Annotated in this window: 15 protein-coding genes; 13 read left to right on the top strand and 2 right to left on the bottom strand. The window is 66.8% G+C overall.

The annotated features are described in order from the left end of the window. Window positions 1–111: 111 nt before the first annotated feature. From ACTJI5_RS17960 to ACTJI5_RS17945, 4 genes are all read left to right on the top strand, one after another. Window positions 112–756, top strand: coding sequence for a GGDEF domain-containing protein (locus ACTJI5_RS17960; protein ID WP_058537528.1), 645 nt, complete (start codon window positions 112–114; stop codon window positions 754–756). A 52-nt stretch (window positions 757–808) separates the two neighbouring features. Next, the gene (locus ACTJI5_RS17955; protein WP_137889780.1) at window positions 809–1,138 is read left to right on the top strand and encodes a hypothetical protein; all 330 of its coding nucleotides are present in this window, start codon (window positions 809–811) and stop codon (window positions 1,136–1,138) included. A 43-nt stretch (window positions 1,139–1,181) separates the two neighbouring features. Continuing rightward, a complete protein-coding gene (locus ACTJI5_RS17950) occupies window positions 1,182–1,736 on the top strand; it encodes a hypothetical protein (protein ID WP_440861264.1) in 555 nt (184 codons plus the stop codon). A 113-nt stretch (window positions 1,737–1,849) separates the two neighbouring features. Further along, entirely contained in the window at window positions 1,850–2,311 is a 462-nt protein-coding gene (locus tag ACTJI5_RS17945; protein ID WP_058537531.1) for a Dps family protein, read from the top strand. A gap of 225 nt (window positions 2,312–2,536) precedes the next feature. On the opposite strand, the gene ACTJI5_RS17940 is transcribed toward ACTJI5_RS17945, so the two are convergent. Further along, window positions 2,537–3,334 (bottom strand): cold-shock protein, encoded by a 798-nt coding sequence (locus ACTJI5_RS17940; protein WP_440861263.1) that lies wholly within the window; start codon window positions 3,332–3,334, stop codon window positions 2,537–2,539. A 263-nt stretch (window positions 3,335–3,597) separates the two neighbouring features. On the opposite strand from ACTJI5_RS17940, the gene ACTJI5_RS17935 reads away from it, so the two are divergent. The 8 genes from ACTJI5_RS17935 to recQ all read left to right on the top strand — a co-directional run bounded on the left by ACTJI5_RS17935 (window position 3,598) and on the right by recQ (window position 13,394). Further along, window positions 3,598–4,215 (top strand): ribonuclease D, encoded by a 618-nt coding sequence (locus tag ACTJI5_RS17935; protein WP_058537533.1) that lies wholly within the window; start codon window positions 3,598–3,600, stop codon window positions 4,213–4,215. Window positions 4,216–4,234: 19 nt separating this feature from the next. After that, window positions 4,235–4,873 (top strand): LPS export ABC transporter periplasmic protein LptC, encoded by a 639-nt coding sequence (gene lptC, locus ACTJI5_RS17930; RefSeq protein ID WP_058537534.1) that lies wholly within the window; start codon window positions 4,235–4,237, stop codon window positions 4,871–4,873. Continuing rightward, window positions 4,870–5,448: an LptA/OstA family protein gene (locus ACTJI5_RS17925; protein WP_439513204.1), complete on the top strand. Its 579-nt coding sequence runs from the start codon at window positions 4,870–4,872 to the stop codon at window positions 5,446–5,448. The genes lptC and ACTJI5_RS17925 overlap by 4 nt, the downstream gene beginning before the upstream one ends. Before the next feature lie 104 nt (window positions 5,449–5,552). Beyond that, window positions 5,553–5,702: a hypothetical protein gene (locus ACTJI5_RS17920; RefSeq protein WP_156419591.1), complete on the top strand. Its 150-nt coding sequence runs from the start codon at window positions 5,553–5,555 to the stop codon at window positions 5,700–5,702. A gap of 40 nt (window positions 5,703–5,742) precedes the next feature. After that, on the top strand, window positions 5,743–7,563 hold the full coding sequence (locus ACTJI5_RS17915; RefSeq protein WP_440861262.1) for an ABCB family ABC transporter ATP-binding protein/permease: 1,821 nt from the start codon (window positions 5,743–5,745) through the stop codon (window positions 7,561–7,563). Window positions 7,564–7,677: 114 nt separating this feature from the next. Beyond that, complete coding sequence (locus ACTJI5_RS17910; protein ID WP_310255598.1) at window positions 7,678–9,720, top strand: putative bifunctional diguanylate cyclase/phosphodiesterase; 2,043 nt, start codon at window positions 7,678–7,680, stop codon at window positions 9,718–9,720. Between the two features lie 77 nt (window positions 9,721–9,797). Beyond that, the gene (gene ybaL / locus ACTJI5_RS17905) at window positions 9,798–11,441 is read left to right on the top strand and encodes a YbaL family putative K(+) efflux transporter (protein WP_440861261.1); all 1,644 of its coding nucleotides are present in this window, start codon (window positions 9,798–9,800) and stop codon (window positions 11,439–11,441) included. A 165-nt stretch (window positions 11,442–11,606) separates the two neighbouring features. After that, window positions 11,607–13,394, top strand: a complete 1,788-nt coding sequence (gene recQ / locus ACTJI5_RS17900) for a DNA helicase RecQ (protein ID WP_440861260.1) — start codon at window positions 11,607–11,609, stop codon at window positions 13,392–13,394. Window positions 13,395–13,406: 12 nt separating this feature from the next. On the opposite strand, the gene ACTJI5_RS17895 is transcribed toward recQ, so the two are convergent. Then, entirely contained in the window at window positions 13,407–14,033 is a 627-nt protein-coding gene (locus tag ACTJI5_RS17895; RefSeq protein ID WP_440861259.1) for a GNAT family N-acetyltransferase, read from the bottom strand. Between the two features lie 104 nt (window positions 14,034–14,137). Here ACTJI5_RS17895 and ACTJI5_RS17890 point away from each other — a divergent pair, with 104 nt between their 5' ends. Further along, on the top strand, window positions 14,138–14,572 hold the full coding sequence (locus ACTJI5_RS17890) for a TIGR01244 family sulfur transferase (RefSeq protein ID WP_440861258.1): 435 nt from the start codon (window positions 14,138–14,140) through the stop codon (window positions 14,570–14,572). The last annotated feature ends 172 nt before the right edge of the window (window positions 14,573–14,744 follow it).

Raw genomic sequence — 14,744 nt, 5'->3', positions numbered from 1 at the left:
CGCGATTGATGCCATCGCGTTTACCGATTGGTATCAAGTCGGGACTAGGGTTGCCGCTCAATATCTCGCGGCATTCGGCCGGGGATCGTGGGTTGGGTTCGGGGACGTTGAATGGATAGCGTAGGGGGGGCACGGATCGCGGTCGACCAGTTCGGCACCGTCGCCGTAGACTCCATCGAGGACCAGCTGCGTGAAATACGCCGGGAACGCGATGCATTGCGCCGCGAGAACCGCGTGTTGAAGATCGCAGTCGCCGAGCTCGAACGCGTGTCCGAGCGCGATACGCTGACGCCCTTGTTCAATCGCCGCTATTTCCTGACCGCGATACACCACCGCATGGCGCGGTTCGAGCGGCACGCCGAACGCGCCGCGGTCGTCTTTATCGACGTCAACCAGCTCAAATATATCAACGACAATTTCGGCCACGCCGCGGGCGATTTCGCGCTGCTGGAGATCGCCAAGCGGCTCGCGGGCTCGATCCGCGCGACCGATGTCGCGGCGCGCATCGGCGGCGACGAATTCGGACTGATCCTCGACCAGTCGAGCGAGGATGGCGCGCGCGTGCAGGTCAACCGGCTCTGCGACGTGCTCACCGCGGCGCCCGCCGAATATGACGGGCACGAGATTGCGCTGTCGGCGTGCTTCGGGGTCGCGATGCTGCAGACGGGGATGACCGAATCGGACATTTTGGCCGCTGCGGACCGCGATATGTATCGCAGCAAGCAGGGGCTGGGCGGGCTGCCCGGCCACCGCTAACCGCGCGTTAACCAAAAAAGCGCATCATATCCCATGACGACAGGGGGGTGAGATGCGAAACCAGACCGACCCATATCTCGACATTCAGAACCGGATTACCGGACAGATCGGCGCGCTCGCTGAAGCGCTGCCGCACTGTGCGCTCGCGCAGATCGTGCAGGGGATCGACGACATCCGCTGCCTCGCGCGCGACCACGGCTTTGCCGCGGTCGAGACGCTTGCGAGCCGGCTCGAATCGGCGGTCGCGGGCGGCGGTTATCGCGCCGCGATCCTGACCTATCTCGACGCGATGAGCGATGCGGCGGCGGTGCCGCAGGGGCCGCTGCCGTCCGCCGTGCAGGAAGCGTGGCTGGCGTCGGTCGCGGTTCGGCTGGGCCATTGACGCCAAACGCCTGACGATTCAGACTTAATCGATGGATGCAATCATGCTTGCGCTGGTGGCGGTGCTGCTCGCCAATGCCGACGGGCGCAGCGGGATCGCGCTGTCGCGGCTGGTGAGCGCGCGCAGCGACCGGCGCGTCACGGTCGTCATCGCTTTTGCCGCTTTCATCGTCAACGCGGTCATCGCCGCGGTCGCCGGCGCGATCGCCAACGGGATGATCGGGCAGGGGGTTGCCGCTCTGCTCGTCGCGCTCGCAATGCTCTCGGCGGCCGCCGCATTGCTGTGGCGGATGAAACCTGCGTTCGATGCGGGCGCCGACGATGCGTCGCCGGTCATGCTTGCCGGCCGGATGCTCGCAAGCCAGTTCGGCGACCGCAGTCATTTCCTGATCGGCGCGCTCGCTGCGACGAGCGGCGCGGGGCAATGGGCGGCGGCCGGCGGGCTGGTCGGCTGGACGCTTGCGATGCTGCCCTTCCTCGCCTTCGGTCCGGCGCTCGCCGAGCGGCGCGCGGCGCGGAACCTGCGTTGGGCCGCGGCCGCGATCCTGATCCTCTGGGGGCTGCGCAGCGCGCTGGAGGCGTTCGGATTGATCGGCTGATACGTCCGGTTTGCTCGGTTTCATCGTTTTTGTCGATCAAGCTCACCCAAAGCTTCAATGGGAAACCTGTGCCCCGCTTCGCTATATCGGCGGGACAACAGAAGGATGCTCCCATGTCCGACAAAAATGACAATGCCCCCGCCGTCGCGGATGCGCTCAACGCGCTGCTCGCCGACAGTTTCGCGCTCTATCTGAAGACCAAAAACTATCACTGGCACGTCCAGGGCCCGCGCTTTCGCGAACTGCACCTGCTGTTCGACGAGCAGGCGGCGCAGATTTTCGCGACGACCGACCTGATCGCCGAGCGCGTGCGCAAAAATGGCGCGCCGACCTTGCGCTCGATCGGCGACGTCAGCCGCCGCGCGTCGATCCGCGATGATGACAGCGCGGGTTCGGATGCCGAGGTGATGATCCGCACGCTGGCCGGCGACAACAAGTTCCTGCTCGGTCAGCTCAAGGCGGTGAAGGCCGCGGCTGAGGCCGACGGCGATATCGCGACGAGCGGGCTGGTCGACGGCTGGGCCGACGAGGCGCAGCAGCGGATCTGGTTTCTGGAAGCAACGCTGGGCTATTGATGGCGCAAGCCAGATTAGACGTGCCCCATTCGTCATCCCGGGCTTGACCCGGGATCCCGCTTTTTGAGTATCGACTGGCTTCGGTCGCAAGCGGGGCCCCGGATCAAGTCCGGGGTGACGATGAATGAGAAGGCCGCTTGTCGCTCGAAAGCGGCGGGTCCCTCATGGCAAACAAAAAAGGGCGGCCCGCGAGCCGCCCTTTTCGTTATCCGTTTATCCCGCCGATCAGTCCTGATGCGGCTGGATGTTCACCGCGGCGAACTTGCCGCGGTCGTCGACTTCGATGTCGAACGCGACGCGGTCGCCTTCGTCGAGGCCCGCCATGCCGGCGCGCTGCACCGCGCTGATGTGGACAAAGGCATCGGCCTGTCCGTCGTCGCGCGCGATAAAGCCGAAGCCCTTCGTCGTGTTGAAGAATTTGACGGTGCCCGACGTGCGCTCACCGGTCAGCTGACGACGGCCGCGGGCACCGCCCGGGGCGCCGCCGGGTGCGCCGCGATCGTCGCGTGCACGCGGAGCGAATTCCTCGACCGGCATCGGTTCGCCTTCGATCTTGAGATCGATGGCCGAGACCTTGCCGTTGCGTTCGACGAGCGTGAAGCCGAGCGGCTGGCCCGAAGCGAGGCCCTGAAGCCCTGCCTGTTCGACCGCGCTGATGTGGACAAACACATCTTCACCGCCGTCGTCGCGGGCGACGAAGCCGAAGCCCTTCGATGCGTTGAAGAATTTCACCGTGCCATTGCCTTCGCCGACGACCTGCGCGGGCATGCCGCCGCCACGTCCGCCGCCGAAGCCACCGCCGCCGCCACGATCGCCGCCGCCGAAGCCACCGCGGTCACCACCGCCGAAGCCGCCGCCACGATCACCGCCGCCGAAGCCGCCACGGTCGCCGAAGCCGCCACCGCGGTTGCCACCGCCATAGCTGTCGCCGCCATAGGGTGCAGGTTCGAAGCTGTCGAAATTGCCGAAATCATCGCGCTTGCCGCGCCCCCGCTGGCCGCGGCGATCCTTGTTGAAACTCATTGTCTAATAGTCGCTTTCGGTTCGTCCATACCCCATTCGATCAGCGCCTTGCGTCGGACGGGGACGCAGTTCACCATGGGCACAGACTCGCCCCGTGCCTCTAACGGCGCAATATATAGCCTAAATGAACGCCATCTGCGAACGGAAAATTCAGGTCCCGGCCCTGGCAGAAAGCGCGCTTTGCCGCAGCCCCGCGGCGGGCGGCCTACGCCCGCGAAAACCAGTCATTGAGCGGCGAGGCCGCTTGGCCTAAGGCGACCTCTATGACTGTCTATTTCCACGAAGAAGATTTGCCCGAGGGCGTGCTGGGTCCGGGCGCGGTTGCGATCGATACCGAGACCATGGGGCTGAACCCGCTGCGTGACCGGCTGTGCCTTGTCCAGATCAGCGACGGGTCGGGCGACGAGCATCTCGTCCGCTTCAAGCCCGGCAGCACCTATGACGCGCCGGTACTGAAGGCTATATTGACCGACCCCAACAGGTTGAAATTATTCCATTTTGCGCGCTTCGACATCGCGGCGCTACAGCAGGCGCTCGGCGTCGTCACGGCGCCCGTCTATTGCACCAAGATCGCCTCGAAGCTGATCCGCACCTACACCGACCGCCATGGCCTGAAGGAACTGGTGCGCGAACTCTTGGGACAGGAAGTGTCGAAGCAGCAGCAGTCGAGCGACTGGGGTGCTGCCGAACTCAGCGACGCGCAGCGCGACTATGCCGCGAGCGATGTGCGGTTCCTGCACGCGATGAAGGAGATCCTCGACATGCGGCTGGCGCGCGAAGGGCGCACCGGCCTCGCGCAGTCCTGCTTCGATTTCCTGCCGACGCGCGCGGCGCTCGATCTCGCGGGTTGGCCCGAGGTCGATATTTTCGCGCACACCTGAAGAGGCGATTCGCAAGAGCATGTCCGAACGCGCCGATCTTGACCGCACGATGCGCCGCATGTGGGCGGCGAGCGGGTCGAGCCACGACCGCGTCGTGCGCATCCTGCGTTACGGCCTGCCGCTCGTCATCGGCGTCGTCGCGGCGGTGCTCGTCTTCTCGCCCTTCACTCAGCGCGCCGAGATCAGTTTCCTCTTGTCCAAGGACAAGGTCGAGATGGCCAAGGAGCGGATGAAGGTGACGCGCGCCGAATATCGCGGCCAGGACGCGAAGGGGCAGCCGTTCGCGCTGCTCGCGGGCAGCGCGGTCCAGAAGAGCTCGGCCGAGCCGATCGTGCGGATGACCGACCTGTCGGGGGCGATCAAGCTCACCGATGGCCCGGCGACGATCGTCGCGAAGGACAGCGCCTATAATATGGAGACCGAAAAGGTCGCGGTGCCCGGGCTGGTGCAGGTCAAGAGCGCCAATGGCTATCGCATCGATGCGAGCAATGTCGCGGTCGATTTGAAGACGCGTAGTCTCGCCGGGCAGGGCGGCGTCAACGGAAGTTTGAACATCGGCCATTTTTCGGCCAACCAGCTGTTCGCCGACCTCGACAAGCGGGTCGTTCGCCTGCAGGGCAATGCGCGGCTGCGGATCAATCAGGGAGTGCTCAAATGAACCGCGTATCGCCGATGAAGAGCGTGGCGCTTGCGGGCACCGGCTTTGCACTCGCCAGCCTTGCCTTGCTGTCATCGGGTAGCGGCGGCGACGCCGCGCAAGCGCAGGCGCTCGCCAATCACAACAGCGGGGCGCCGGTCGATTTCGCCGCGGGCAGCATCGAGGTGCAGGACCGCGCCGACCGCGTCGTTCTGGAGGGCAATGTCCGCGTCACGCAGGCGGGACTGACCGTCACCGCACCGCGGATGACCGTCGCCTACACGCGGAGCGGTGGCACCGACGTCAACCGGCTCGACGCTACTGGCGGCGTGACGGTGGTGAAAGGCGATGAGACGGCGAAGGGCAATGTCGCCATTTACGACCTCGACCGGCGGCTAATCACGATGGTCGGCAATGTCGAACTGCGCCAGCGCGGAAACAATCTGCGCGGCGGGCGGCTGGTGATCGATCTCAACAGCGGGCGCGCGACGGTCGACGGGCGCGGCGCGGCGCGCGGTCCCGACGGCAACCCGGTGCAGGGCGGCACGGGCGGGCGCGTCACCGGCACCTTCACAGTACCGGAAAGAAAGCAGTAACCAACGCCTTTAACCGGGCTGCAACCACGCGCCTTCACCAAGGGTGCGGGACCAGATCATCCGCGGAGCCGGGGGGCGACGCCGCATAGTCGAAAGCAGCCCCCATGCGCTTTTCCCCGATCGTCCCGCCCCGGCGTCCGCTGTTCGGCCGCCGCCAGGAACCCCCTGTGGTGATCGTGCCCACCCCGACATCCGAAGAGCGGCGGCTGATCGACCGCATCATTCGTCACGCGGGCTATCGCGAGTCGCGGTAAGCGTTGTTAGCGCAGCATATCGCCCCTACATGGGGCGCGCATGCCGCCTGACACCTCCACTTCCGCCGACGCCTCGCGTGAGCCGCCCGTCCTTGCGACGCTGCGGCGTTTCCTGCCCTATCTGTGGCCGGCGGGGCAGACCGAGGCGAAGGTCCGCATTGTCCTCGCGGGCCTCATCGTGCTCGCGTCGAAGGGCGTGCAGCTGTCGATGGGCTTCCTCTATGGCGCCGCGATCGACCGGATGGCGCCGGGCATGGAGCAAGGCGTCGCGCTCGCGATCGGGCTCGTCCTCGCTTACGCCGGCGCACGCTTTGCCGGAGTGCTGTTCGACAATTTGCGCAATGTCGTGTTCGAACGCGTCGGGCAGGATGCGACGCGCGAACTCGCGATCACGACCTTCAGCCACCTGCATGCGCTGAGCCTGCGCTTCCACCTCGCGCGGCGGACGGGCGAGGTCACCAAGGTGATCGAAAGGGGCACGAAGAGCATCGACACGATGCTCTATTTCCTGCTGTTCAACATCGCGCCGACGATCGTCGAGCTGCTCGCGGTGCTCATCATTTTCTGGACCAAGTTCAGTTTCGGACTGGCCAGCGCGACCGCGCTGATGGTCGTCGTCTATATCATCTTCACGCGCAAGGTGACCGACTGGCGCAACGCGCTGCGCACGCGGATGAACGACCTCGACACGCTGACCATCGGGCGCAGCGTCGACAGCCTGCTCAATTACGAAACGGTCAAATATTTCGGCGCCGAGGCGCGCGAGGAAGCGCGCTACCGCGACGTCGCCGACCAATATGCGCGCGCCGCGGTCAAGAGCGAGAACAGCCTGGCATGGCTCAATATGGGGCAGAGCCTGATCACCAATATCGCGCTCGCGGGCGCGATGGCCTACACCGTATGGGGCTGGTCGCAGGGGCAGTTCCAGGTCGGCGATGTGGTGCTGGTGAACACTTTGCTCGCACAGCTCTTCCGCCCGCTCGACATGCTCGGCATGGTCTATCGCGTGATCCGCCAGGGGCTGATCGACATGGAGGCGATGTTCCGCCTGATCGACACCCCGTCCGAGATCAGCGATGCGCCGGATGCCTGGCCCCTCGTCGTGAACGGCGGCGCGGTGGCATTCGAGAATGTCGTTTTCGGTTACGAGCCCGACCGCACGATTTTGAACGGCGTGAGCTTCGCGGTCGGCGCGGGCGAGACGCTGGCGATCGTCGGGCCTTCGGGCGCGGGCAAGTCGACGATCGCGCGATTGCTCTTCCGTTTCTACGATCCGCAGGGCGGACGGATCATGATCGACGAGCAGGATATCGCCAAGGTCACGCAGAAAAGCCTGCGCGCCGAGATCGGCATCGTCCCGCAGGACACGGTGCTGTTCAACGACAGCATCGGTTATAATATCGCCTATGGCCGCGAAGGCGCCAGTGCGGACGAAATCGCTGCGGCGGCCGAGGGCGCGGCGATCGACGGCTTTATCGCGATCCTGCCGCAGGGCTATGATACCGAAGTCGGCGAACGCGGGCTGAAGCTGTCGGGCGGCGAGAAGCAGCGCGTCGCGATCGCGCGCACCTTGCTCAAGAACCCGCCGGTGCTGATCCTCGACGAAGCGACGAGCGCGCTCGACAGCCGCACCGAGGCGGCGATCCAGGACACGCTCGAACGCATTGCGGCGCGGCGCACGACGCTGGTGATCGCGCACCGGCTGTCGACGGTGACGGGCGCCGACCGGATCGTGGTGCTCGACAAGGGGCGTGTCGCCGAAACCGGCACGCACGACCAGCTGCTGCGGATGCGCGGGCTTTACGCCGACATGTGGGCGCGGCAGCAGGCCGAGCGCGACGAGGGAACCGTCGAGGCTTAGGGGCCGTCGGCGCGCCGACCGCCGTATTTACAATTTTGTAAGTGATTTCCGTCCATTGGACCTTCGGGGACCAATCCGTCGCGTGGACGGATGTCGAGGCGAAAGGCGGGGATCTTGATCAGGCTGGCGATGTGTATCGCGATCGACCACGATCCGTGGCTCGTCGCGCTGGCGGTTGCGATCTGCGGCGTCGGCGCCTTTGCGATCGTGCAGATGTTCGAACGCGCGCGCGATGCGCAGCGAAAGCAGGGGATCGCCTGGGCGTTCCTGGTCGCGGTCGCCGCCAGCGCGACGATCTGGTGCACCCATTTCGTCGCCATGCTCGCCTTTGAGGCGAAGGCGCCGGTCACGCTCGATCCCGTGCTGACCATCGCCTCGCTGATGGTTGCGATGGTCGGCTCGTTCATCGGCTTCGCGGTCGCCGCGTGGGGCAAGGATGAAGTTTTTGGTGCGATCGGCGGGGCGCTGTTCGGCGGCGCCATTGCGGCGATGCATTTCACCGGCATGACCGCCTATCGCGTCGACGGAATCGTCGCCTGGGATGACGCCTATGTCGCCGCGGCGGTGATTTGCGGCATGGTTTTTGCCGCAGCCGCGCTGACGGTGCTCCGCACGAGCCGGGCGGTGCGCGGCCGTGTGCCGCTGGCGACGGGGCTGATCGTGCTTGCGATTGCCTCGCTCCATTTCCTGGCGATGACCGCGATGCGAATCACGCCGATGGCGCTCGACGAAACTCCGCTGCGTCCGGCCGAATTCAACGCGCTGGCGCTCGCGACGGTGCTCGTCGGCGGGATCGTGATCGCGGCGGGGGTCTTCGCGGCGATGCTCGATCGCCAGACACGCTCGGAGGCGATGCGCGAGCTGACGCATATGGCGATGAACGATGCGCTGACCGGCCTCCCCAATCGCACCGCCTTTCGCACCGAACTGGCGCGGCAGATCGGCGGCGCGATCGTGAAGGGCGAGCGCGTCGGGCTGTGCGCGATCGATCTCGACCGCTTCAAGGAAATCAACGACGTCCACGGCCACAAGGCGGGCGACGAGGTGCTCGCGCGGCTCGCAGGGCGGATGCGCGAGACGCTCGGGCATAATGAATTCGTAGCGCGGCTCGGCGGCGACGAGTTCGTCGCGCTGACGCGCTTTACCGATCGCACGCAGCTGGCTGCGTTCGCGGCGCGGCTCGATGCCGAGCTGAAGGCGCCGCTCGCCTTCCCCGATTTCGAGGCGCGTCTCGGTGCGAGCATCGGCGTCGCGGTGTTCCCTGACGATGCGGCGACCGCCGAGATGCTGTCGAACAACGCCGACCTTGCCATGTATCGCGCCAAGGCCGATGCCGCGACCGCGCCCTGCTATTATGACTGGCAGCTCGACGAGGCGATCCGCGACCAGCGCGAACTCGCCGCCGACCTTCGGGGAGCGATCGACCGCGACGAACTCGACGTCCATTATCAGGTCCAGACCTCGGTCACGACGGGCGAGGTCACCGGATATGAGGCGCTGCTGCGCTGGGCGCACCCGGTTCGCGGGGCGATTCCGCCGGCGGTGTTCATCCCGCTGGCCGAGGCGAACGGCTTTATCCTGGCGCTGGGCGAATGGGTGATGCGGCGCGCTTGCACCGATGCGGCGGCGTGGCCGCACGCGTCGAAGGTCGCGGTCAATGTGTCGCCGCTCCAGCTGGCGCATGTGGACCTGCCGCGCCTGTTCCATCAGATATTGCTCGATACCGGCTTGCCGCCAAGGCGTCTGGAAATCGAGCTGACCGAAACCGCGATCATCGCCGACCGCGAACGCGCGTTGCACGTGCTGCGCCAGATCAAGGCGCTCGGCATCGGCGTCGCGCTCGACGATTTCGGCACGGGCTATTCGTCGCTGGAAACCCTGCGCGCCTTTCCGTTCGACAAGATCAAGCTCGACCGCTTCTTCGCCGCCGAGCTCGAGGGCAATATCCAGTCGACCGCGATCCTCCGCGCGGTGCTCGCGCTCGGCAAAAGCCTGTCGATCCCGATCCTCGCCGAGGGGATCGAGACGGCCGAACAGCTCGACGTGCTCCGCCGCGAAGGCTGCGACGAGGCGCAGGGCTTCCTGATCGGGCGGCCCGGCCGTTCGGTTCCGGCCGGCGGCGAGGGCGATACGTCCGGTCAGGTGTGTGCAGCCTGAGCCGCGGCGAGCCAATCGCAACTAAATTACTTGCCTTGGGTTGACCCCGCGCGCCCGCGCACTTTACGCAGGGGGCCATGCCGCATGACACCAGCCTGATCGGAACCATCGTCGCCGGTCTGGGCGTTGCCTTCCTGATGGGGGCGCTGGCGCACCGGCTCAGGATATCGCCGATCGCGGGCTATCTGCTCGCGGGGGTGCTCGTCGGGCCGTTTACGCCGGGGATCGTTGCCGACACCGGGCTCGCGCTCCAGCTTGCCGAGATCGGCGTGATCCTGCTGATGTTCGGGGTCGGGCTGCATTTTTCGCTGAAAGACCTGCTGTCGGTGCGCAAGATCGCGGTGCCGGGAGCGATCGCGCAAATCGCGGTCGCGACCGCGCTCGGCATGATGCTCGGGCTGTGGCTCGGCTGGCCGGTCGAGGGCAGCATTGTCTTTGGCCTGGCACTGTCGGTCGCGTCGACCGTCGTGCTGCTCCGCGCGCTGCAGGCGCGCGACATGGTCGAGACCGAAAAGGGGCGGATCGCGGTCGGCTGGCTGATCGTCGAGGATCTCGTGATGGTGCTCGCGCTCGTGCTGTTGCCCGCGATGTTCGGCGACCGCGGCGATGAGGGGGGCTCTGCGGGGCTGCTGCAATCGGCGGCGATCGTGCTGCTCAAGGTCGTCGGCTTCGGCGCCTTCATGTTCGTGATCGCGCGGCGGGTGCTGCCGTGGGTGCTCCACTGGGTCGCGCATTCGGGGTCGCGCGAGCTGTTCCGCCTCGCGGTGCTCGCGATCGCGCTCGGGGTCGCGTTCGGCGCGGCGGTGATTTTCGATGTGTCGTTTGCATTGGGCGCCTTCTTCGCGGGCATGATCCTCGGCGAAACGCAGCTGTCGCGGCGCGCCGCCGAAGAGACGCTGCCGCTGCGCGATGCGTTCGCGGTGCTGTTCTTCGTGTCGGTCGGCATGCTCTTCGATCCCAAGGTGCTCGTCGAGCAACCGGGGCCGGTGCTGGCGACGGTGGCGATCATCATGCTCGGCAAGTCGGTCGCCGCCTACGCGCTCGTCCGTGCCTTCGGGCATCATTCGGGGACCGCGCTGACGGTGTCGGTCAGCCTTGCGCAAATTGGCGAATTTTCGTTCATTCTCGCGGGGCTGGGGGTAGGCCTGAAAGTGCTGCCCGAAACGGGGCGCGACCTGATCCTCGCGGGGTCCTTGCTGTCGATCCTGTTCAACCCGATCCTCTTCTCGCTCGCGGTAAAATATATGCGCGACGCGGAGGCCGAGGAGGAAGAAGCGGAGGCGGAGGGCGAGGTTGCGCCCGCGCCGTGCAACGCCGGCGTCGTGCTGATCGGCTATGGCCGCGTCGGCAGCCATATCGGCAGCCTGATCTGCGGGCGCGGCGAGGGGCTGACGGTGATCGAGGACCAGAAGGATATGGCCGCGGCGGCGCGCGAAGCGGGGGCGACGGTGATCGTCGGCGACGCGACGAAGGAAAGCATTTTGCGGCAGGCGGGGCTCGACATCGCGTCGACCCTGCTGATCGCGATCCCCGAGGGGGTCGAGGCCGGCGCGATCGTGCGACGCGCGCGCGCGATCAATCCCAAGCTGGTGATCGTCGCGCGCGCGCATTCGGACGAGGAGGTCGACGATCTGGTGCGCCGCGGCGCCGACCATGTCGTGATGGCCGAACGCGAGACCGCGTCGCGGATGGCCGAGCGGGCGATGCTGACTTTGGCTTAGCTTCCCCTATCCCAATTCTCGTCATTCCCGCGAAAGCGGGAACCCAGCGAGCTGAGGTTGCAACTGGGTTCCCGCTTTCGCGGGAATGACGAGGTTGGTTTTGTGGCCTATTTGGAGGCGGTCGGGGCTTCCCTCTCCCCATCATCCGCCCTATCGCCTTCGACAATGTCCGCCGACGCTCTCCTTCCGCTCCTGAAATCCACCTTCGGCTTCGACCATTTCCGTGGCCGCCAGGGCGAGGTCGTCGATCGCGTGATGGCGGGCGCGCGGACGCTCGCGGTGATGCCGACGGGGGCGGGCAAGTCGCTGACCTATCAGCTGCCCGCGGTTGCACTGAACGGCTGCGTCGTCGTCGTGTCGCCGCTGATCGCGCTGATGCACGACCAGCTGCGCGGTGCGCGCGCGGCGGGGATTCGCGCCGCGAGCCTCACCAGCGTCGATGCCGACTGGGCCGAGACGCGGCAGGCGTATCGCGACGGCCAGCTCGACCTCTTGTACGTCGCGCCCGAGCGCGCGACGGGCGAGGGGTTTCGTACCTTGCTCGAGGCGCAGACGCCGGCGCTGTTCGCGATCGACGAGGCGCATTGCGTTTCCGAATGGGGGCATGATTTCCGCCCCGATTACCGCCTGCTGCGCCCGCTGCTCGACACCTTTCCGGCGGTGCCGCGGCTCGCACTGACCGCAACCGCCGACAAGCACACGCGCGAGGATATTCTCGTCCAGCTCGGCATCCCGGCCGACGGGCTGATCCTCGCGGGCTTCGACCGGCCGAACATCCGTTATGCGGTGCGTCCGCGCGTGAGCCCCGCTAAGCAGCTGGTCGATTTCATCGCCGCCAATCCGGGGCCGGGGATTGTCTATGCCCCGACGCGAAACGGCACCGAGCGGCTCGCCGAGCAGATCGCGGCGGCGACGGGGCGCAGCGTCGCCGCCTATCACGCGGGGCTCGACCCTGAACGGCGCGCGCGGGTGCAGCATGATTTCGTTGCGTCGGAGGACGGCATCGTCACCGCGACGGTTGCCTTCGGCATGGGGATCGACAAGCCCGACGTGCGCTTCGTCGCGCACGCCGGCCTGCCGAAATCGATCGAGAGCTATTATCAGGAAACGGGGCGCGCGGGGCGCGACGGCGACCCCGCCGAGGCGATGATGCTGTGGGGCGCCGACGATTTTGCGCGCGCAAGAATGCGGCTGTCCGAATTGCCCGAGGGGCGCGTCGCGGGCGAGCGGGTACGACTGAACGCGCTCGCGGCGCTGGTCGAGACGGTTGAATGCCGTCGCGCGCTGCTGTTGCGGCACTTTGGCGAGAACCCGCCCGAGCGCTGCGGCAATTGCGACAATTGCCTCGAGCCCTCGGCGCAGGTCGATGCGACCGTGCTCGCGCAGAAGCTGCTCAGCGCGGTGTATCGCACCGGGCAGAGCTTTGGCGCGGGGCATATCGAGGCGGTGCTGACCGGGCGGAGCGACGAGCGGATCGCGAGCCGCGGGCACGACAAATTGTCGGTGTTCGGGATTGTCGCGGGCGAGGAAGCGCGGCTGATCAAGCCGCTGGTGCGCAGCCTGATGGCGCGCGAGGCGCTCGACACCACCGAGCATGGCGGGCTGATGCTCGGCCCCGCGGCGCGCGCGATGATGAAGGGCGAGACCGCGGTGCTGATGGCCGAACCGCCGGTGAAGCGGACGCAGCGCGAGGGTGGGCGGACGAGCCGCGCCGACCGCGCGGCGGCGAACCCCGTTGGCGATCCGCTGTTCGATGCGCTGCGCACGATGCGGCGCGAACTGGCGGCCGAAGCCGGGGTGCCGCCCTATGTCATCTTCCACGACGCGGTGCTGCGCGCGATGGCGAGCGGGCGGCCCGCGACGCGGAGCGCGCTGGCGGACATCCCCGGCGTCGGGGGCAAGAAGCTCGAGGCGTGGGGCGACGCGTTCCTGGGCGTGATCCGGCAATTTTGAGCCGATCGTCGGCTAGCCCGGCGAAATGATCGAAACGATGTCGCTGCGCAGCGTCCAGCCGAGCCGTTCGTAGAGCGCCTTGCCGTCGGCTGTGGCGACCAGCAGGCATTCGGTGGCGCCGCGGCGAAGGGCGCAGCGGCCGAGTTCGGCCATGATCGCCGAGCCGAGCCCGCGGCGGCCGAACTGCGGCTCGGTCACGATCTGGTCATAGACGGCGGTGGTGCCGTGGATGCCGAGGACGCCGCGCGCCGCGAGCGAGCCGTCGACGTGCCTAGCGATCGCCTCGAAACGGTAAGCGCTTTCATCGACCTCGAATATGAAATCGGGGATAGGCCGCGCCGCGGGCATGTCGGTTCCGGTCGCCATCAGCCACATCGGATCGCGCGGCTGCCAATTTGGCGGAATATGCTGGAGAATCGTATCGCGCGGGGCCGCGAAGTCGACATAGATGTGGGGCGCATCAACCGCAGCGAAGGCGGCGGCTGCGGCGTCGCCCGAGGCATTCCCGAGGATGAAGCGGCCGGCCTGGTCGGGCTTGCCGACATCGAACCACAGCGCCGAGGGAAGCGTGGCGGCAACAGGTTGGGCGTATTCACGGGCCGCGCAGTAACCGAAGGCCCAATCGAAATGTTCGTTCATGGTCGCGACCATAGGTGATGCGCGCGGCAAGGAAAGTGACAACGCGCCTTCGTGCCCCACCTTCATGCTTGTCAGCAAGCGCGCGGCAGGAGTAGATCGACGGCATGAGCGATTTTCGAACCCTATCCGCCGACTATAGCGTCGCCCCGCAAATCAGCATCGACGATGTCGCCGAGGCGAAAGCCGCGGGCTTTGCGATGCTGATCAACAATCGTCCCGATGGTGAGGAGCCTTCGGCGCCGCAGGGCGACGATATCGCGCATGCCGCGGCGGCCGAGGGGCTGGCCTATGCCGCGATTCCGATCGGCCACGCGGGTTTCAGCCATGCCCAGATCGACGCGCTCGACAAACTGCTCGGCGATGCGACGGGGCCGATCCTCGCCTATTGCCGGTCGGGCACGCGCTCGACGCATCTGTGGGCGCTGACGCGCGCGCGCGCGGGTGACGATGTCGATGGCATCGTCGAAGCGGCGGCGAATGCGGGTTATGATCTCAGTGGGTTGCGGCCGATGCTGGACGCGCTCGCGGGGGAAAAATGAATCAGGCGGCGTTGATCCAGCTTGGCGCATCGCTGATCGCGGTGGTTTTCGTCGCCTGGCTGGTCGGGAAGATCGGGCTCGGCGGCGATCCGCGGATCGCGGATGCAAGCCACGCAATCCGGCTGGCCGAAGAGGCCGAGGCGGGGTTTCGCGGGGTCGAGGTCGCGCGCGA

The sequence above is a fragment of the Sphingopyxis sp. 22461 genome (assembly GCF_052044915.1).
Taxonomy (GTDB): domain Bacteria; phylum Pseudomonadota; class Alphaproteobacteria; order Sphingomonadales; family Sphingomonadaceae; genus Sphingopyxis.
The sequence above is the reverse complement of the archived record's forward strand: the minus strand, read 5'-3'. Positions and strand labels throughout refer to the sequence as shown.